The following is a 20776-nucleotide window of genomic DNA, read 5'->3' as shown; positions in this document are numbered from 1 at the left end:
GAATCCTTTTATTCTTGTGGTGAAGTATTAATTTGATTTAAAAGCACAGTGATTTTCATGATCATCGACCATACCCACCGCCTGCATAAAGGCATAACAGGTGGTTGGTCCAACAAATTTAAACCCGTTCTTTTTTAAAGCTTTTGACATGCTTTGGCTGATGTCTGTTTGAGCAGGTGCTTGTCGATAATCCGCAACATCATTGTGGATGCTTTGATGTTCAACAAAACTCCATAGCCATTGGCTGACATCAATTTGTTGTTGTTTTAAATGTTGCCATGCAATGGCATTGTCACGGATGGCTTTGAGCTTACCAATATGCCGAATCAAGCCCGCATCTTGTAGCATGTGTTCTAATTGGGGATCACTAAATTGAGCAATCTCTGCAATGGAATATTGAAAAAAATGCTGCCGATAACTGTCACGCTTTTTCAGTACAGTAATCCAAGACAAACCCGCTTGTTGTCCTTCTAAGCAGAGCATTTCAAATAAATGGCCTTCATCATGAACCTCTTTTCCCCACTCATGGTCATGGTAAGCCATATAAAGTGGATCATTGGAGCACCAACCACAGCGTTGTAACGACATTTTCTATGCTCCTGAAATGACTTAAAGTTTAAATTCAGCCCACTGATCTTGTTGATTATCCCAATAAAATAGTTCAGCTTGCGGTAAATCTGTGAATTGAATCCACATATCTGTTCCCGTTTTTTCTGCAAAACCTGTGCTAATCAAAAGCGCCTGTTCAGTGATTTCCATCACCCAGCCTTGATGGCTTTGCCCAGCCAAAACAAATTTTTGTTGATTGCCTGATTCAGCAAATTCGACCAAACGATTGATCAGCGCTTCTGACATGAATAGTTCCTAAAAATTAACGTAAATAAGGATAGGGGTTGACCACACCACGCCCTTTACCGTCGAGGTAAATGCCATAGTGTAAATGTGGTGCAGTATGACGTGCATTGCCAGTATTACCAACATAACCAATCAAATCACCTTTTTTGACATAATCTCCGACATTTAAACCACGCTTGTGGTCATCAAGATGGGCATAATAATGCCAAGTTCCAGCAGGCCCCATAATCCAAACCACTTTACCACCCAAATTGTTATTGCGTAAGTCAGCAATTAAGCCTTCTGTAGCACTGAACACTTTTGTTCCACGTGGAGCCATAATGTCAATGCCTTCATGTTTGCGTCCGTGACTCCGCGCGGCAGCCCATGTGTCACGTAATTGTTTGGTTTTTATATTGTGTACGGGGATGGGCAGTGACGATTTTAACTGCATGTTTTTCAGCTTTTGCACTTGATCAAGGGGAAGCGCTGTCGTGGCGGTTTTTTTAGGTGTTGAGGTACATGCTGCAATCCAGAGGATGCTAAACCCCAATAATAATGTAGAAATAAAACACAGCACTGTTCATCCTTTTTTCATTCTAATAGGCGTGACAATTCTTTGAATCACAGTGCTTGACTATGTCATAAACTCAGGGCAGAGATCAATTTTTTCATGGCTGTGGGAATTCCGATTTCTGTTGCAATTTGTGTCGTGAGCCATGTGCCATTTAATTCAATCTCAAGATGTTCTTGTTGATCCGCAGCGACCTCAAAGCAGATGGCTTCAAGTTGCCAAGTGAAATGGGTAAAGCTATGGCGAATTTCAGTGCGTTGAATGACTTTTTTCAGTCCTAAAGCTTGGCACTGTGTTGCAAATTCGGTGGGATTTTCAATAATGGGTAAACACCATAAACCGCCCCATAAGCCACTATTCGGACGTTGTTGCCATAACCATTGCTGATTCGACTGAATCACTAACACTTGTGCTGATTTAATCGGTACAGCTTTTTTCGGTTTTTTAAACGGTAGCTCTGTTTCTAAACCTTGTTGATGTGCTTTGCAGTGTTGTTGCATTGGGCAATATAAACACAGTGGTTTTTTTGGTGTGCAGACCGTTGCACCTAAGTCCATAATCGCTTGGGTATAATCATGATTACGTTCGGTTGGGCACAATGTTTCGGCCAATTGCCACATGGCTCGTTCATGGACGGGTTTAGATAAGTCATCTTCGATGGCAAAAAAACGTGCCAGAACCCGTTTCACATTGCCATCCATAATCACGCCATATTGACGCAGCCCCAGTGACATCAATGCGCCAGCCGTTGAGGGGCCAATTCCGGGAAGCTCAATCCATTGTTGTAATGTACTTGGGAAATGTCCTTGTTGGCTGACGATCCCCGCGGCTTTATGCAAATTGCGTACTCGTGCGTAATAACCCAGTCCAGCCCAATAAGGTGCCACATCGTCCCAGCTGGCTTGCCCTAAAGCTTCAACGGTTGGGAATCGGGAGATAAAGCGTTCAAAATATTGCAGCACTGTTTTAACTTGAGTTTGCTGTAACATAATTTCAGACACCCAAACCTGATAGGGATCATCGATCACTTGCCAAGGCAAGTCATGGCGACCATGTACATCGAACCAAGCAAGAAGGGCTTCGGCAAAAGAAAACTGTGACATACAAACGGCATCTTTAGAATAGATGAATAGTATAGCGAAAACTGGGTCAGGCTGTGGCTCAGAACAGATACAAAAATAACGGCATAAAAAATGATGCCGCAGCATCATTTTAAATAAAGTAGGGAGCTACTTTAGCTTTATTCACCAACCATGCCCCAACGCTCATCCAACTTCAATGTTTGACCTTCATAGCGCGGAATGATATGTAGGTGTAAGTGTTCAGATGCTTCACCAAAGACCTTGCCATCATTAAAGCCAATATGGAAGCCTGAGGGTTGGTGGCGCAGTTGAAGTTCATTACGCGCAAGCTCAAGTAAAGACATTAAGCTTTTACGTTCTTTGTCAGTGATATCAAAAAAAGAGCTGACATGGCGTAGCGGGACAATGACACAATGGCCTTTAGATAATGCATTCGGCTCGGGTAAAATTACACCAAAGTCATTTTTATCAATGATGTCATATTCATCAAAGTTGCAATATGGGCAGTTGTTTTCAGTCATTGTTATATCCTCTTCAAAAATATAGTGTTTAAAATATTCATGTCATTGGATGGGTCAATATAGCACAACCATATTGACCTTGGGTTTTATTCACCCAGTCGGTTTTTGAATAACGCGTACATCGCAGATAAACCTTTTTGTTCTGCATCGACGTTATAGCCCAGATCAACAGCATTGGCTTTAGCACGTTCATCTGCAAGAGGGTTGCTAAAACCATGCTTCGCATCTTCAAAGACAATCACTTCATGCTCCACCTGAGCTGCATACATTTCTTCTTTAAAACGCGCAACATCATCTAAGCTCACCATGCTGTCGAGTTCTCCGTGAAGAACCAAAATCTCAGCTTTAACGGTTCCCGGCTGAGCCAGTGTTTTCGGAGTCAATGTGCCATGGAAAGTGACCACCGCTTGTAAAGGCGCACCAGAACGTGCCAGATCAAGCACCACTTTACCACCATAACAGAAGCCTACCGCTGCCAGTTTATCTGCATTGACCTCTGCTTGCGCGGCTAATGCTGCTAAACCCGCAGACGCACGAGTCACAATCGTTTCAGGGTCATTAAAGGTTTGCATCATCCATTCACTGGCTTGAGGGACGTTGGTGGTTACTTTTTTATCACCATACATGTCAATAGCGAGGGCTGCATAGCCATGTTCAGCAAGTTCACGCGCACGTTGTTCAGTGTACTCATTTCGTCCCCACCATTCAGGTGCCACAATCACCCCCGCGACAGGTTTTTCTGATTCAGGTGCTGCAAAATAGCCAATTAAAGTTGTTCCATCTTGGGCCGTGTATTGGATTTCGCGAGTTTTGATGGTCAGCGCCATTTATTTTATCCTTGTATGTTGTATTCAGTGAAAAATATACGAATTAAAACATCGAAATTAACTTCTTTGTTGATTGTGCAAGATTGATCTATTTTGACTTTACACTATTCTAAGTAAATTGAAATAGGCTTTTAATCAGTGGATTTTTGAAGTTTAAGTGATTCATAAATATTAAATATATTTTTATTATATTGAGCAGAAAAAGCAGATGAGCTATGCACTTCAATGAGTGAATGCTGTTGATATTGAAAAAAAGTGTTGCTGTTGAATGAATTAAAGCATAAAAAAATAGCGCGTCAAAATAAGCCTTTTTATGGCTCAAACTGATCTGGTCGCTATTCTTTTAAATGCATTTACTCGTTTATTTACTCGGTTTAGCTAAAATTTCAATCAGTTCTACATCAAAAATTAACGTGCTATTCGGTTCTATCACATCACCAGAGCCAATTTGACCATAGCCAAGTTGGGGTGGAATGAAGAAACGATATTCAGCACCTTCTTTCATCAGTTGCAAGCCTTCAGTCCAGCCTTGAATGACTTGGCTGACTTGAAATTCAGCTGTTTGATTTCGTGCAATTGAACTATCAAAAACAGTGCCATCAATTAAACGGCCTTCATAATTCACTTTAACAATAGAATTTGCCTTAGGTGATTGACCTGTACCTGGTTTGAGTATTTGGTATTGCAAACCCGATTTAGTGGTTTGAACGCCTTGTTTTTTGGCATTAGCGGCTAAAAATTCAGCGCCAATTTTGGCATTGGCATCTGCTTTCTTTTTTAACTCAATAAGTTGTTTTGCATCACTTTGCTTTTTATGTTGAGTTAGAACGCGTGCCATTTCTTCATCAGTCAGTGCCGATTTACCGCCTTGAGCTGCTGTTTTTAAACCCAGTATGAATGCATCTAAGTCCAAATCTTTGACCGATTCAGCATTGCTGCGTCCCATTAAATAACCAAAGCTGTAGCCGACTTGTTCATTCAAACTGCTGCTGTTGGTTACCGTTTTTGCAAAACCTGTTGTGGTAAATATGCATAAACAAAGCAATGTTATCGGTGTTTTCATACGCTTATCTCAAGATAAATCAGGAGAGCAAAAGCTCTCCTTTAATTTTTATTTTACTTTGATCAGTTCAACATCAAAAATAAGGGTGCTGTTTGCAGGAATCATGCCCGGAACACCTTGTTCACCATAGCCTAATTGCGAAGGGATATAAAGTGTGGCTTTGCCACCTTCTTTCATCAATTGCAGACCTTCAGTCCAACCTGGAATGACTTGATTCAATGGGAACTCAATCGGTTCACCACGGTCAATTGAGCTATCAAATACTTTGCCATCAACCAGTTGACCTTTGTAATGTACTGTCACCATAGAGTTTGCAGCAGGTTGTTTGCCTGTGCCTTCGGTGATGATTTTGTACTGTAATCCAGAAGCCGTTGTTTTTACACCCGGTTTTTTCGCATTTTCAGTTAAGAAAGAATCACCCGCAGTTTGGACTTGTTGTTCTTGTTGAACTTGCTTTTGTTGCATTTCTTTTTGGAACTGCTCATATGCTTTTTGTAATTCTTCTTCGTTATACGCTGGTTTATTTCGGGCATGACCTTCACGTACGCCTGTAACAAAGCTATTAATATCTAATTCAGGAGGTGTTTGATGTGCAACTTCATAACCCAATGCATAACTAATTTTTTCAACAGCAGAAGCATTTTTTGAAGCTTTAGATGTCACAGTCGCAGGGTTTTGAGTCGCATAGTAAACAGGTACAAGTGCAGCACCGCCTAAAAGAACAGCGACAGCGATGGGTAAGGCTTTACTCATAGGTTTTCCCAAATTCATTTTATATAAAAAAAGTTGCATTAATTTTAGCAGACTTTTCTAGCCAACACGTTCCGAGCGATGCGTATTGTGTAGAAACCCAATATATTCTGATTCAGCCAGTTATTCTATAATTAGCTGAATAATAAAAACATTTTTAATACATTAAAATAGCAAATTTTTATTTATTTAGATAATTAATTCTAAGTTTTTGTTTTAAATATTATTTATAGATCAAATTGTTTTAGCCCTGAATAAGCTTAAAAAAGTCAGAGTAGATCTCTGACTTTTTGAATTAATGCTGTTTAATCATTATTTTTTGATGCTTTATAGCCATAAGCATAGTTATAGCCGTAACCATAGCCGTAACCACCAGAGCCTCGTTGAATATCATTTAGAATAAAGCCATTGACTTTAACCCCAACTTGTTCAAAACGATTTACGGTCAATTCAAGTTCTTTCATTTGTGATTTTGCATAGCGTGCAATGACAAGATTCACACCAGCGTATTGAGAAATGATAATTCCATCGGTCACGGCAAGCACAGGCGGTGTATCAATAATAATATGATCATACATCGGGGAAAGTTGCTCAAACATCGCAGCAAACTTTGCTGAACTTAAAAGTTCTGAAGGATTGACTGGACTTTTACCTCGAGTAATCACATCTAAATGAGGAATTTCTGTTGGCTTAATAATGCTGTCGAGCGTTTGTGGGGTATTTAAATATTCAGCTAAGCCAGGGAGGTTGTCATGGTTGAAGTATTTGTGTAAATAACCGCGACGCATATCTGCATCAATAATCAGTACCCGTTTATTACTTTGCGCCAAAATAGCGGCTAAGTTGGTTGAAATAAAAGATTTACCCACTTCTGGTGCAGGACCTGAAATCATAATGATATTGTTTTTTGCGTTATTTAAGGCAAAGTGAATCGCGGTACGCATACTACGCAAGCTTTCAATGGCAATATCATCACCATTTTTAATGGCTAAAATAGGGATATTCTTTTTCTTTTTTAATAACTTGATCCGGCTTTCCTGAGCAGGTGAGCGAGGAACGGTGGCATATACTGGTAAATCCAACTCATTTTCAATTTGATTGGAATCTTTAATCCCTGAACGCATCATATTACGTAATAAAGCCAATAAGGTTCCAAGGAAACCACCCAAGAAAATGGCAAGGATGAGAATTTGCAATTTTTTCGGTTTAATTGGTGAAATTGGCAATACGGCAGTATCAACAATACGCACATTGCCAATTTCACCAGCTTTGGCAATACGCAGTTGTTGGTAAGAGTTTAACAGTGCAGTATAGAGCTGAGTTTTTACTTCAACTTCACGATACAGTTGCAGGTAACGGCGTTGTAAATCAGGCAGTTGTTTTAAGGTATCATTTAACTCGCCAATTTTTTTATTGATCGCTCCTAGCTGCGCATTCATTTGCTGCATGGCCGGATGTTCATTGGTGTATTTCGCAGCAGCTTCTGCCAATTTTTGTTCAATTTCAGCTTTTGATGTTTCAAGCTGAATACTTTGGGTTAAATACAGCTCAGATTCTTTGGTCACATCAACGGTATTATATTGTTGACGAAATTTATTGAACTCTCGTTCAGCAACATCCAGTTGTTGTTTTAACTCAGGAAGTTGTTCATCCAGAAATTTTAGTGTTTGTGCTGTTTCAGCAGAGCGACGTTCAATATTTTGCTGGCTATAAGCCACAAGAATGGAATTGAGGACGTTAGTGATATGTTGTTTATCTTGACCTTGATAATTTAAACCTAAAATACCCGTCAATTTACCTTTTTCAGCCACAGAATAATTATTGGTGATTGAGCCCATTGCTGCAGGTAAAGACATTTTTTGAATATTATACGTGTTTTGGAGTTGATCTTGCGTATAGAGAGCAATGTTCCAAGTACCATATTCCGATGTATGTTGGCTTTTTTGGTTGGTTACTGCACTAAAAATGACTTGCTTGGTTTTTGCATCGGTTAAGGTAAATTTATTGCCATTAAAATTCAGCAGTAGGTTCTTATCTAAATAATAGGTTGGAATTTCAAACTTTCGAACATCAAAAGACTTGGAATCATCTTTAAAAACAACAGAATTTTTATTATAGGTTGTTTGATAGTCATGTGGGCTGAGTAAACGATTAAAAAAACTATTTTCTGTACCCGAAATTTTTAAATCTAAATTTAAATTTTGAATGACAGAACCTAGCACTAACCGTGATTTAAGCAGCTCGATTTCAGCTTGAGCAGGTTGCTTTTGCTCAATCATACTGGATAGATCACCCAGTAAAGCTGCAGAGGTGCCTTTATTTTCTTCAACTTGTACCAATGCATCCACAGCATAAGTATCAGGTGTGGTTCTTAAATAAAGTAATGCGCAGACCAAACTTAAAATGACGCATAGTGCAATGAGTTTCCATTGCGCAATAAGTGAAAAAAACAGCTCTTTTAAATCAATGGTGTCTTCGGTATTGCTATTTTGGCTCATAATTTTGCTATCAAAAAGTTAAATATGTTTTTTCCAGTCAGTTATACAATCTTGTATTAACTGACAGGTTTCATCAAAGACCCATTGCTCATGTTGAAAAGGGTCCGGTACATTTTTACTTTGCCAATACCCCAATCGAAATGTTTTTCCTTTCGCAAAAGGCCAAGTCTGTTCTAAATGCTTTTGCTGATTTTGACTCATGACCAAAATCAGATCTGCCTTTTTAATTAAGTCAGCATTGAGTTTTTTCGCAATATGAGGCTGCAGATCTATACCTAAACGCTGCATACAAAGTATCGCTTTTTGATCTGCTGCATGACCGATTAAACCAGAAATACCCGCAGACTCGATGTGTAGCTCTGGATATGCTTGTTTTAAAAAGTATTCAGCCATCGGGCTGCGGCAGATATTACCAACACAAATAACCAGAAGATTTTTAATCTGCATTATTGTCCCAAACTATCAAGTTGATAAATGACGCTAGAGAAAGGAACCATTTGATTGATCACACGTTGCCAGCGTGCAAGACCCGAAGCATCGACATAGACAATATCATTACTACGCATTTTAAATTGATTGGCCAAGCCAAAGTCGGCAATGCTGGTTAAATCCAAATGATAAACCTCTGTACTGGAGTCATTTCGGTTGCTACGCACCACATAAATTTTACTACGACTGGCAGACATAGGATTTAGACCTAAGCTTTCACCCAACACATCGCTTAGACTCATTCCTTGATCCCGCATTGGGAGGGATTGATTCTTACCTGACTCGCCCATGACATAAATTTTTTGATTTTCTCTCGCATTGATATAAAGCGTGTCATTCGGTTGCATCAGTAGATTGTGTAAAGAATAGCCTGATTTTTCCAGTTCAATACTATTGAGGGTGTAAGTACGACCTTGGCGTACCAGTGTCATTGAAGCGTTGTCACCCAATTGAGGATTCACACCACCTGCTAAACCCAGAGCGGTATAAACGCTAATAGGTTGGTCACTTAAGTAGAATTGACCACCTTTCATGACATTACCTTGCACAGAAAAGCGTTGTCCCTGATAAGAGAGCACCCGTGTAATCACATCGGGCGTTTTTAAATAACGAGAAAGTTGGCTACGCAATTCTTGATTGACTTGTGTTAAGGATTTTCCAGCAGCCTTATAACGACCAATCATGGGAAATTGGATATAGCCATTTTGATCAATTTGATAGCCATTGGCTTGTACAGACTGCTCATTACTAATTGCTGTGCTGGGTGGTGTAATATCGGGATAAGCCCAAAGATAGATAGAAAGAATATCACCCGCACTTAATTTATAATTTTTATGCGCTGAGCTAAATAAATGAGCATAATCTTGTTGAATGTTAACTTGTGCAGGTTGTAGAGCAGGAAGTGATTCTTGAGTGAGTTTAAGTACATTAACTGCAGTGCCAAGTTCAGTTTGATAAACACCTTCACTTGGTAAATCAAATGTTTGTAGCCCCGATGTAATCGCACATCCTGTTGTACCTGCACTTAGTGCGCAGAGTAAAAAAAATTGGTAATATCTCACTCGAAATCCCGTTTATAAAAATAATCTGATTTTAAAAGTAGTCGGCATTTTACCCTGTAATACGTAAAACATTAATAATAAATTGTAATTGTTATTTTATACCAAGATCATCGCTAGGGTATAGCTTTTCTTAATCAGTTTGATGGGGATGAGTGATTTTGATGTTCAAAACAAAGTTTTTGTGGGGTAAATGAGATGTGGTTCTCTATATTTTAACTAAAAGTTCTGCTCAGTATGAATTTTAAAATGGTTGAGAATAAAATTTATTAATCGTTAAATTTTATTCTGCTTGATATTTAATTTAGGGGTAATAATGTTAAAACTAAACATAATTAATATTGTAATTGTTTATTAAATTTCTTACAGATGTAATAGTTAGTTATATTATATATTTTATGGTTTTTAGAATTTAACTTTTTATGTTTCTATAATGGATGTGAAGTTTTAAAATGTTTTACTTTTGAATAAGTATAAATATATTTTTTCTGCTATATTATAGTTCGGCTTTAGGCCTACTGATTTATAGACATAAATAAACAAGATAAGGCTGTAACATGTTACAACTCGCGGAACTAAAAATTGCAATTATTGGATTGGGTTATGTCGGGCTTCCTTTAGCAGTCGAGTTCGGTAAAAAAGTCCCCGTGGTTGGTTTTGATATTCATCAAAAACGGATTGATGAACTCAAAAGTGGGCAAGATCATACCTTAGAAGTGTCAAAAGAAGAGTTGGCTCAAGCCAATCAACTGCATTATTCAGCAAATCTAGAAGATTTAAAAGAGTGTAATTTCTTTATTGTCACTGTTCCGACACCTATTGATGAGTTCAAACAACCTGATTTAACACCTTTAGTCAAAGCATCAACCAGTATTGGTCAGGTACTCAAAGCAGGTGATGTGGTGGTTTATGAATCAACGGTATACCCTGGGGCAACAGAAGAAGTCTGTATTCCTGTATTGGAAAAAGTTTCAGGATTGAAATTCAACCAAGACTTTTTTGCGGGTTATAGCCCTGAGCGTATTAATCCAGGTGATAAATTACACCGTGTCACTAATATTTTAAAAATCACCTCGGGTTCTACCCCTGAAGTGGCTGATTTTGTCGACCAAGTTTATAACTTGGTCATTGAAGCAGGCACACATAAAGCGCCCAGCATTAAAGTAGCCGAAGCTGCAAAAGTGATTGAAAATACGCAGCGCGATGTCAATATTGCCTTAATTAATGAGTTGGCTGTTATTTTTAATAAAATAGGTATTGATACTGAAGATGTATTAAAAGCCGCGGGAACAAAATGGAATTTTTTACCCTTCCGTCCAGGGTTGGTTGGTGGGCATTGTATTGGTGTTGACCCTTACTATTTAACCCATAAAGCACAGTCACTTGGTATACATCCCGAGATTATTCTAGCGGCACGTCGTCTTAATGACCGTATGGGGGAGTATATTGCTACCCAACTCATTAAAGAAATGGTTAAAAAACGCATTCAAGTGGTAGGTTCAAAAATATTAGTTATGGGCCTTAGTTTTAAAGAAAATTGCCCAGACATTCGCAATACTAAAATTATAGATATGGTGAATGCTTTAAAAGAATATGAATTGGATTTAGATATTTATGATCCTTGGGTGGATGCTGAAGAAGTGAAAAATGAATATGGCTTAGCACCAATTCAGTCACCACAATTTAATCAATATGATGCAATTATTTTAGCCGTAGCACATGATCAATTTACCCAAATGTGTGTACAAGATTTTCATGCTTTAGGTAAAGAGCAGTATATTTTATTTGACTTAAAGTATGTTCTTGATAAAGAAGAAAGTTCAATTCGTTTGTAGGGTGGTGCGTGTGAAAAAAGTATTATTGGTTTTTGGTACACGACCAGAAGCAATTAAAATGGCACCATTGGCATTACAACTAAAAGAAAATACAGATGCTTTTGAAACCAAAGTATGTGTAACGGGGCAACATCGTCAAATGTTGGATCAAGTACTGGAATTATTCCAACTTGCGCCAGATTTTGATTTAAATTTGATGAAACCTGGGCAAACTTTATCGGATGTAACTTCTGGTGTGTTGAAAGGTCTAGAGGGTGTTTTTGCTGAGTGGTTACCTGATGTAGTGCTAGTCCATGGTGACACGGCAACTACTTTCGCTGCTTCTTTGGCTGCTTATTATCATAAAATTAAAATTGGTCATGTGGAAGCTGGTTTGCGTACGGGGGATATTTATTCACCTTGGCCTGAAGAAGCGAATCGTAAATTAACAGGCTCTTTGGCAAATTATCATTTTGCACCAACTCAATCCTCATATAACAATTTGATTAAAGAAAATATTGATCCTGTTAGTATTCTGATTACAGGTAATACCGTCATTGATGCTTTGTTAAAAGTGAAAGCAAAAGTTGAAACAGATCAAAAAATTATTGAGCAATTTGAGCAGCAATTTAGTTTTCTTGATAGAAGTAAAAGATTAATTTTAGTCACGGGGCATCGTCGTGAAAATTTCGGTCAGGGCTTTTTAAATATTTGTACGGCATTAGCGAATATTGCTAAACGATATGCAGATGTGCAAATCGTTTATCCAGTTCATTTGAATCCAAATGTTCAAAAACCAGTGAATGAGTTGCTATCAGATATTGATAATATTCACTTAATTTCTCCGCAAGATTATTTACCGTTCGTTTATTTGATGAATCGCAGTTATTTAATTTTAACCGATTCTGGTGGTATTCAAGAAGAAGCACCATCGTTAGGTAAGCCAGTCTTAGTGATGCGAGATACCACTGAGCGCCCTGAGGCGATAGATGCTGGTACAGTAAAACTAGTAGGTACGGATGCAACAGTTATTCAGCAGGCTGTGATGGATTTATTGGAAAATTCTGATTTGTATCAGCAAATGGCAGGAGCACATAATCCATATGGTGATGGAACATCTTGTCAACAAATCATTGATTTTTTAAAAGACTAAATATTAAAAGGTACATTTTAAAATGAATAATCAGTTTCAACATATTTGTGTTATTGGCTTGGGATATATTGGTCTGCCAACCGCTGCAACGTTTGCCGCACATGGGGTAAAAGTGACAGGTGTTGATGTCAATCAACATGCGGTAGATATGATCAATCAAGGCAAGGTACATATTGTCGAGCCTGATTTAGATGCTTTGGTGCGTGATGTGGTGGCACAAAAAAAACTGTCTGCTCAGGTTATACCAACTGAAGCTGAAATATATATTGTGGCTGTGCCAACACCATTTAAAGAAAACTATCAACCAGACCTGAAATACATTGAAGCGGCTTCAAAAGCTTTAGCACCTTTCTTGAAGAAAGGGAATTTGGTTATTTTAGAATCAACTTCTCCAGTAGGTGCAACAGAGCAGATGGCTGCATGGTTAAGTGAGGCTCGTCCTGATTTGACCTTTCCACAGCAAGCCGCTGAAGACGCAGATATTTTGGTTGCACATTGCCCTGAACGTGTATTGCCAGGTAAGGTTTTGCAAGAATTAATTAGTAATGACCGTATTATTGGTGGCATGACGCCCCGTTGTTCAAAAGCAGCTTGTGAGCTATATAAAACCTTTGTAAAAGGGGAGTGTATTGAAACCAATGCACGTACAGCCGAAATGTGTAAGCTGACTGAAAATTCATTCCGTGATGTCAATATTGCCTTTGCCAATGAGCTTTCTATTATTTGCGATAAGTTAAATATTAATGTATGGGAACTTATTCAGCTGGCAAACCGCCATCCGCGCGTGAATATTTTGCAGCCTGGTCCTGGTGTGGGCGGACACTGTATTGCTGTTGATCCGTGGTTTATTGTTGCTAAAACTCCAGAGCAAGCTCGTTTAATTCGTACAGCCCGCGAAGTTAATGATAGCAAACCAGAATGGGTGATTGATCAAGTTAAAATTAAGATTGCAGAATTTTTGCAAGCTAACCCAGAAAAAACCATTAAAGATGTAACAGTGGCTTGTTATGGCTTGGCCTTTAAGCCAGATATTGATGACTTACGTGAAAGCCCAGCATTAGAAATTACTAATAAGTTGGCTGAGCAAGGTTTAAATGTTCTTGCAATTGAACCGAATATTCAAAATTTACCTGCATCGCTATGCAAGCATATCCAATTACTTAGTGCTAATCAAAGTATAGAAGCAGATGTGCATCTTATTTTGGTAAAACATAAAGAGTTTAAGAGCCTCAATATTAACTCAGATAAAGTAATTAATATTTGTGGTCTGTAGTTGATGTCCATAATTAAAAATATTGGATTTGTATATATAAGATTAATTATAGTGATGTTGCTATCATTAGCAACATCTGGCTATATATTGAGAAATTTAGGAGCTAATGACTACGGTTTATACAGTGTAGTAGGTGGTGTTGTTATTTTATTAGCATTTTTAAATAATGCTATGGCTGTTACGACGCAACGGTATCTAAGTGTACATATTAATAATAATGAAGAATTAGTTGATATTTTTAAAATATCGAAGGGTATACATTTAGGAATATCTTTAATTGTCTTGTTATTGGGTGAAAGTATAGGGATTTATTTTTTAAATAACTATTTGAATTTTAGTGCTGATAGAAGTTTGGCAGTCAATATTGTCTATCAGTTTTCACTTTTCTCAATTATTATAATGATTCTTAATGTACCTTATCTTTCAATTTTATTGGTTGGGCAGAAGGTGAGTTTTTATGCTTTTGTCGGAATAATAGAAGCTGTTTTAAAATTTTTTTTAGCCTATTATCTAATTTTTGTAGAATCTGATAAGCTAATTTTTTATGCAGCAATATTGTTTTTAATATCAATTTTTGTCAGTAGTTCATATTATTTTTATGCAATACGTATTTTTAGCTCTATAAAAAATGTGGGATATTCTTTTAATTTTAAGCAAGCAAAAGAAATGGTTTCGTTTGCTATCTGGAACTTAATAGGTGTTTTAGCAGGATTGGGACAGAATGTCGGTGTAAATGTCTTACTTAATATATATTTTAAACCTGAAATAAGTGCTTCTCGTGCCTTATCTTTACAGATATATAATGCATTTAATACAATTACAAGTAATGCACAGTTAGTTTATAACCCTTTAATCATAAGAGGGTATGCTGAAAAAGAACAAAACTATGAAAAATATATATTTATTTTTTCTAAACTTGGTTTCTTTATTTTAGCTTTAATTATTATACCTGTCTTTTTTTATTTAGAGCCATTGCTTGTGTTATGGTTAAAAAAAGTTCCTATATTTCTAGAAATTTTTATAAAAATCATGTTCTTGGAGTTATTGATTTCATCATTAATAGGGCCATTGCATAGTCTGATTCAAGCAACAGGGAATATAAAAAGATATCAATTTATTGTTAGTGGTTTATTACTTTTAAATATTCCAATAGGGTTTTTATTATATGAGAATGGGTTTTCTCCAGAAAAAATATATTATGTATCTTGTACTTTGGTATTTCTAGGTTTTATTGTTAGATTGTTTTTATTAAGAATAATGAAGCTGCTTGATTTATTTAAATATTTTTTAGAAGTGATACTGCCTATAGGGATAATAATTTTATTTATATATATAGTTAATTATTTTTTGAATGTTTCTGATTTTAACAAAATACTTATTTCTGAAAGCTTTGTACTTATTGTGATTCTATTTTTAGTTTGGAGTAGTAAAGATATAAGAAATATGCTGTTAAAGTTTAAGAGATAGATGAGAAACTAGGCTCATCTATTACTTAATATAGATATAAATTAGGTTTTCTTACTCATTTCTTGAGTGATTTTTAAATATTTTTGAGTTCTATCAATACTTGTACCAAATCGTTTTAGATTGGTTTCACCTTTTTGTATTAACTCTAAATTAATCTCGGGTTGTATATATAGTTTATATATTGCATCTGCATATGCTTCAGGATTTGTTGCTTCGCAAAAATAGGCGCTATCTTGACAAATATCTTTTGAAAATCCTAAATCTGATGCGACTATTACTCTTTTCATGAACATAGCTTCCAAATATGTTGCAGAGAAAAGTTCTAAAAGTGTGGGCATAAATACTATGTTGCTTTGTGAATATACATCTGGCAATTGATTGATAGCTACTCGGCCTATAAATTTGATATATTTTCTGTGATATTCAGAAACTTCAAGTTCTGTAGGGTTTAAAGTTAAAACAAATTGAAAATCATGAAATTTATATTTATTGATTAAATTATCAATAACATGAGGAATAATAGATAAATTTTTGTGAGCATAGTTAGCTGTTACACATAAAATAGTACATGGGCTGGCTAAGTCTTCAGGAAATTTTTCCCATTCTTTGGGGCTGTGAAAAATTTCATTCAATGTATTATTTGCTACATGAACAGGTTTTTTAAATGACTTATTTTGCTTATAGAGTGTTGCTGCATCCTGTGTTTCAAAAACTAAGGCATCAGAGTTTCTGTTAAAACAAAGCGTTTTTATATGGCATAATATTTTATTGTATATTTTTTCTTTTATTGATAGTGTTTTGAAAAAAGGAGACTCAGGATATATAATATGTCCTATTGCAAATCCAACTAATTTTGGATAATTGCTTTTATGGTAAGAAGGGCCAAATACAGTAAAAATACAATCGGGTTTAACTTCATTTTCGATATTTATAACTTCTTTTATTCTCCCTCTTTTGTTGTTTATTGTATTTTCAGATAAATGATAGAAGTGAAAATTTTTAGGGAAGTCAATATTATGTATTGCGTTTGCCATATTTGGTGATTGGATTATATAATATTCATGATTAAGCTCTAAATGCTTTAAATCTTTTAAAAATGACATTGCAACTTGTATGCCACCACCTGCGAATAAATTCGAGTTATCAATAATTAATTTCATGGTATTTATATATTTTCCAAAAAGCCTTTCATCCATATTTGAGTATTTCTAAAATCCTTATAAAAATTATAGGCATTCATAGAAACTTGCTTGGTATAATCTGGCTCATAATAGAGAGACATTACTTTAGTTAAGTCTTCAACAGTTCCATCATAGAAATTACCATTAACGCTATCAATTATAGAGAAGATTTCTCCTCCAGTAATGGCATCTTTTGTTGTAATAAAACCTGTGGCATATGAAAAGCATTTTTGTACGGAAAGCCCCGCTTGTCCTGGTGAAATACATACAGCAGCACGCTGCATGATCGGCAGCAGTTTGTCTTCTGAAGTAATTTGACCATGTAAAATAATATTATTTTCTAATTTATTTATTTTTATATAATTTTCTAAGTTTAAAAACTCATCTCCGTCACCAATAATTTCAAGTTTGAGCTGTTTTTTATTATTTTTTAGCAAATTGTGGAATGCCTCAATAAGTGTAAATATTTTTTTTTGTTTATAGAGTGATCCGATAAATAAAAAGGATTCAAAATGCTTATTTTTTATATCAAAATCTGGATTTTCGGCAACAGTATTATATGCAACAGACATTTTAGAGCTGGGAATGCCTAAAGCCTTATACTTTATTAAAGGGTAGTTTTCATAAAATATAACAAAATCAAATTTCTTTAAGTAAAAAATACGAAGATAATCTAGTATTGAGCGTTGATCATAAAATTTAGTATAAGATGCTGAAACTCCAATACCAAAGAGCCCTTTTTTATAACTAGATTTTCTTAGGGACTCATAAAAAAGATTAAGAGATCTAACATTAAAAGGATAAATAACCACATCAAATTGACTTAAATTAGGAGCTTTGTAATATGTGAAAGGCCCTTTGTTTTGAATTTCAAGCTGTTGTTGTTTAAATAATGTATTTTCTTGATGTTTGCTTGAGTGTGCAATGGTGAGGTCAACATTGTTAGCAATAAGATTGAACAATGGAATACGATAATGCTCTAGTTTATCTGTTATAAATAAGACTTTTTGAGACTGCATACAACACCATTTAACGAATAGTAATACAATATTAATCAATTATCTGCGGTATTTTAGCATGTTTAAGTTAAAGTAAAATTTATGTAGTAGATATATTTTTGCATATTAATATTTTGTTCTTTATAGATATTTAAACTTTTTTTGTTGGATCATTTTTATCTATTCTTACTATACCAGTATTTTGAATTAATGAGAATTTTCGTTTTTAAGTTATTGTTTAATATATTAAAATATTTTTGCTGAATTCTATTTAAGCGAATATTTTTATAATTTGAACTATTGGTTTATTCTGATAGCATAACTGATCAGTAGATAACGATAGATAAATTCCAGTTCAATAATTTGCAACACAAAGATGTTTGCTTGTTATCAAATTGTAATGTCTTTTTTAGTAAACTAAATAAGGCTTCTATTTTATTAAGCTATCTTAAATAGTATTTGTTCGCTTCTTACCAATTGTTTAACTATTTTGCTACTTGCTGTATACCTATTAGATATAGTTGTACTTACAATCATCAGATGATTGACTCATGATTAAATATAATTTCAAGCCAAAGAATTACCTGATTGTGCTTTTACTTTTTATCGCAATTGCCGACATAAATTTATGACGCTGGATAAGCCACTTTTTGCATATAGGTAGAGTGGTTGATCAATTCATAAATAATCACGGTTCTGATCTTTTATCAAAGTAAACTGTAAAGCATATAATGCAAGTTGATATGAGCTTATTAAATGAATTATTGCTGATGCCAAGTCTTTTAACACTTGGGCAGTTTTTAAATAGTTGATTGTTATTTTTTTTAATGAGAGGGTGAGTGCTTTGAAGTTATTGAAATATGAGTATTTATATCAAATAGTAGTAAACATATTCTCTGACATATGTTGTTCTATTTCAGGTATTTCTAATAGATTGTTTTTTCTGAAAAAAGTTATCAATAATGCAGAATAATTGAGTATAAGTCATATATGGCACAAGGCATGATTGCTAAAGTTGTGAGTTAACAAAACTGGTGGCCTGAGCAACTTTTTTAATCTTTTCTTATCCATAATTCGGGTTATTTAATAAAAAAGAGCATTATAATGTATAATGAAAAATAATTTTTTATTAAATTACATTTAATAATTTAAAAGGAATATCTTTTGATATGAAGATGTTGGTAATTGCCTCGAGTATAGGGGATACAGCTCCAGGTAAAGTTTTTTCTGGTTATATAAAAAGATTAATAGAAAAATATACTACGGTAGATATTATTTCACTTGATCAAAATAATCTTATAGATTCTGAACTTATCGAAGTGAAAAATATTCATCCGCGTATTAAAAAATTAAGTATTACTTGTCTTAATATTGATATTTTTGATTACTATCTTGCCTATAAAATTAGCAGTAGAGCTGATTTTGAGTCTTATGATGTTGTAATTACTATGATGTCAGCACATAACTTTTTCCCTTTATATTTAGGGTATTTTTTAAAAAAGAATAAGCAAGGTATAAAGTGGATTAATTATTGTGTTGATGCTGTTCCAGCACCTAAAGGGTGGGGATTGTCTGAGGGTTATTCAAATGGCCTGATCAAAATGATTAGAAAGTTTATGGCTGAAGCAGACAAAATTTATTTTTCCAATGAAGTTATGTTGGAGTATCAATTAAATATTTTAAATGGATATTTTAAAGGAGAATCAGGCGTTTTATATACTTTGCCAGATATAGAGCCTTTATTTTTACCTAAAAAAGAGAAAAAAGAGTTTGTTTTATTGTACACAGGTGGAATTTATCAAGCGCGTAAGGTTGATCAACTTTTGCTTGCTGTTGAACGATTAGTTTTAGAAGGGATCAATGTAAAACTAAATTTTGTTGGTACAAACCCTAATTCAGTTGATTTAAGTGTTATTTCTGAAGAAGTAAGAGAAAATATTTGTTTTTTTGGTTATACGCGAGACTTAGTTCCATTTTATGAAGAAGCAGATGTATTAATAGATATTGATGCAGATATAGAAAATGATGTTTTTATTTCAAGTAAATTTTTTAATTATCTAATGGTCAATCGCAAAATTCTTTGTATTACTGGAAAAAATAGTCCTGTAGTTATATTTGTAAAAGATAACAAAGTGAGTGGTATTAATTTTTCGCTACATTCTTCCAGTAATATTTTTGAATCATTAAAGTCCTCTATTCTAAAGAAGAATGAAGTGATCAATAGGTCTTATGATATTTTATCAAATATTGATATTGTAATTTGAAGTGATAATATAAATATGTTGAATTTTCTATTTTTAGTATATAGTCGAACTATTTTGAAAGAGAGAAATATTCTAAATAGGTTAACTCGTTTTACTATAAAAATATTTCTAAATATTTTTATACCTATTTATTTTTCTATTTCTAGAAAGGAAAGTAATAGGGAGGTTAATGTTATTGTTTCATTTACAACTTTTCCACAAAGAATTGATAGAGCATGGATTATTGTAGAATCTATGTTAAGGCAAACATTTAAGCCTCAAAGAATAGTCCTTACTTTATCTCGTCAGCAATTTCCATATAATAAAAATTTACCTAAAAAACTATTAAATCTTGAAAAACGAAAATTATTAGAAATTATATGGACTGATGATGATTTAAGATCTCATAAAAAGTATTATTATGTGATGAAAAAATACCCTAATGATGTTGTAATTACTATTGATGATGACTTTATTTATGCAGACGATATATTAGAAAATTTGTATAAATTTCATTTGAAGTTTCCAAATTGTATTATTACAAACCTTGCTCTTGAGCGGTGTGGTAAAGATTATAATGATTGGAAAAATTTATTGTTTAAAGAAGTTGAGCCAACATTTAATATTATGCAATTTGGAGGGAGTGGAGTTCTATATCCTGCATCTTCACTTCACATGGATGCATTTGATAAAAATATTATTCAAACTTGTTGTCCTTTGGCCGATGATATTTGGTTAAATGCAATGGCTATTCTTGGTTCAACAAAAATTGTCAAAACAAACTATAGGATTTATCCTATTCCTCTTATTTTTAGAGATAATTTTGAATTATATGAATTAAATGTCTTGGATAATAAGAATAATAAACAAATAATAGCTTTAGAGGAGAAGTATGGATTATTTCTTTGCAGTAAATAATATGAACAATCCTTGTACTATATATTTTTGGAA

19 protein-coding genes are annotated in these 20776 nt (G+C 34.7%); 6 read left to right on the top strand and 13 right to left on the bottom strand.

What is annotated here, in order from left to right:
* Window positions 1-27 precede the first annotated feature (27 nt).
* The 11 genes from B9T24_RS14635 to B9T24_RS14585 form a co-directional block, all read right to left on the bottom strand.
* Complete coding sequence (locus B9T24_RS14635) at window positions 28-588, bottom strand: DNA-3-methyladenine glycosylase I (RefSeq protein WP_086166449.1); 561 nt, start codon at window positions 586-588, stop codon at window positions 28-30.
* 21 nt (window positions 589-609) lie between these two features.
* Window positions 610-855 (bottom strand): hypothetical protein, encoded by a 246-nt coding sequence (locus B9T24_RS14630; protein ID WP_086166448.1) that lies wholly within the window; start codon window positions 853-855, stop codon window positions 610-612.
* A 16-nt stretch (window positions 856-871) separates the two neighbouring features.
* Window positions 872-1414 carry a M23 family metallopeptidase gene (locus tag B9T24_RS14625; RefSeq protein WP_086166447.1) on the bottom strand — a complete coding sequence of 181 codons (543 nt, stop codon included), beginning with the start codon at window positions 1412-1414 and terminating at the stop codon, window positions 872-874.
* A 62-nt stretch (window positions 1415-1476) separates the two neighbouring features.
* The gene (gene mutY, locus B9T24_RS14620) at window positions 1477-2511 is read right to left on the bottom strand and encodes an A/G-specific adenine glycosylase (RefSeq protein ID WP_086166446.1); all 1035 of its coding nucleotides are present in this window, start codon (window positions 2509-2511) and stop codon (window positions 1477-1479) included.
* Window positions 2512-2648: 137 nt separating this feature from the next.
* Window positions 2649-3011 (bottom strand): HIT family protein, encoded by a 363-nt coding sequence (locus B9T24_RS14615; protein WP_086166445.1) that lies wholly within the window; start codon window positions 3009-3011, stop codon window positions 2649-2651.
* Window positions 3012-3097: 86 nt separating this feature from the next.
* Window positions 3098-3838 carry a dienelactone hydrolase family protein gene (locus B9T24_RS14610; protein ID WP_086166444.1) on the bottom strand — a complete coding sequence of 247 codons (741 nt, stop codon included), beginning with the start codon at window positions 3836-3838 and terminating at the stop codon, window positions 3098-3100.
* A 361-nt stretch (window positions 3839-4199) separates the two neighbouring features.
* Window positions 4200-4901, bottom strand: coding sequence for an FKBP-type peptidyl-prolyl cis-trans isomerase (locus tag B9T24_RS14605; protein ID WP_086166443.1), 702 nt, complete (start codon window positions 4899-4901; stop codon window positions 4200-4202).
* Between the two features lie 48 nt (window positions 4902-4949).
* The gene (locus tag B9T24_RS14600) at window positions 4950-5654 is read right to left on the bottom strand and encodes an FKBP-type peptidyl-prolyl cis-trans isomerase (protein WP_086166475.1); all 705 of its coding nucleotides are present in this window, start codon (window positions 5652-5654) and stop codon (window positions 4950-4952) included.
* A gap of 302 nt (window positions 5655-5956) precedes the next feature.
* Window positions 5957-8149 carry a polysaccharide biosynthesis tyrosine autokinase gene (locus B9T24_RS14595; protein ID WP_086166442.1) on the bottom strand — a complete coding sequence of 731 codons (2193 nt, stop codon included), beginning with the start codon at window positions 8147-8149 and terminating at the stop codon, window positions 5957-5959.
* A gap of 18 nt (window positions 8150-8167) precedes the next feature.
* Complete coding sequence (locus B9T24_RS14590; protein ID WP_086166441.1) at window positions 8168-8596, bottom strand: low molecular weight protein-tyrosine-phosphatase; 429 nt, start codon at window positions 8594-8596, stop codon at window positions 8168-8170.
* Window positions 8596-9699, bottom strand: coding sequence for a polysaccharide biosynthesis/export family protein (locus tag B9T24_RS14585; protein WP_086166440.1), 1104 nt, complete (start codon window positions 9697-9699; stop codon window positions 8596-8598). Before B9T24_RS14585 ends, B9T24_RS14590 begins: the two co-directional genes overlap by 1 nt.
* Before the next feature lie 554 nt (window positions 9700-10253).
* On the opposite strand from B9T24_RS14585, the gene tviB reads away from it, so the two are divergent.
* The 4 genes from tviB to B9T24_RS14565 are packed head-to-tail and all read left to right on the top strand — an operon-like array spanning window position 10254 to window position 15403.
* The gene (gene tviB / locus B9T24_RS14580; protein ID WP_086166439.1) at window positions 10254-11531 is read left to right on the top strand and encodes a Vi polysaccharide biosynthesis UDP-N-acetylglucosamine C-6 dehydrogenase TviB; all 1278 of its coding nucleotides are present in this window, start codon (window positions 10254-10256) and stop codon (window positions 11529-11531) included.
* Between the two features lie 10 nt (window positions 11532-11541).
* On the top strand, window positions 11542-12663 hold the full coding sequence (wecB, locus tag B9T24_RS14575; protein WP_086166474.1) for a non-hydrolyzing UDP-N-acetylglucosamine 2-epimerase: 1122 nt from the start codon (window positions 11542-11544) through the stop codon (window positions 12661-12663).
* 22 nt (window positions 12664-12685) lie between these two features.
* On the top strand, window positions 12686-13936 hold the full coding sequence (wecC, locus tag B9T24_RS14570; RefSeq protein WP_086166438.1) for a UDP-N-acetyl-D-mannosamine dehydrogenase: 1251 nt from the start codon (window positions 12686-12688) through the stop codon (window positions 13934-13936).
* Between the two features lie 3 nt (window positions 13937-13939).
* Window positions 13940-15403 carry a hypothetical protein gene (locus tag B9T24_RS14565; protein WP_086166437.1) on the top strand — a complete coding sequence of 488 codons (1464 nt, stop codon included), beginning with the start codon at window positions 13940-13942 and terminating at the stop codon, window positions 15401-15403.
* A gap of 41 nt (window positions 15404-15444) precedes the next feature.
* Here the strand turns inward: B9T24_RS14565 and B9T24_RS14560 are convergent, their stop codons facing one another.
* A complete protein-coding gene (locus B9T24_RS14560) occupies window positions 15445-16599 on the bottom strand; it encodes a glycosyltransferase (RefSeq protein WP_086166436.1) in 1155 nt (384 codons plus the stop codon).
* Entirely contained in the window at window positions 16569-17603 is a 1035-nt protein-coding gene (locus B9T24_RS14555; RefSeq protein ID WP_086166435.1) for a glycosyltransferase, read from the bottom strand. The genes B9T24_RS14560 and B9T24_RS14555 overlap by 31 nt, the downstream gene beginning before the upstream one ends.
* Before the next feature lie 1148 nt (window positions 17604-18751).
* Here B9T24_RS14555 and B9T24_RS14545 point away from each other — a divergent pair.
* Both B9T24_RS14545 and B9T24_RS14540 read left to right on the top strand, forming a co-directional pair.
* Window positions 18752-19846, top strand: a complete 1095-nt coding sequence (locus B9T24_RS14545; RefSeq protein WP_086166434.1) for a glycosyltransferase — start codon at window positions 18752-18754, stop codon at window positions 19844-19846.
* A 15-nt stretch (window positions 19847-19861) separates the two neighbouring features.
* Window positions 19862-20743, top strand: a complete 882-nt coding sequence (locus B9T24_RS14540) for a hypothetical protein (protein WP_086166433.1) — start codon at window positions 19862-19864, stop codon at window positions 20741-20743.
* Window positions 20744-20776 lie beyond the last annotated feature (33 nt).

This window comes from Acinetobacter sp. ANC 4654 (genome assembly GCF_002135425.1).
Lineage (GTDB): Bacteria > Pseudomonadota > Gammaproteobacteria > Pseudomonadales > Moraxellaceae > Acinetobacter > Acinetobacter kyonggiensis.
Note: the sequence above shows the minus strand (reverse complement) of the source record. Positions and strands in the feature narration are given on the sequence as shown.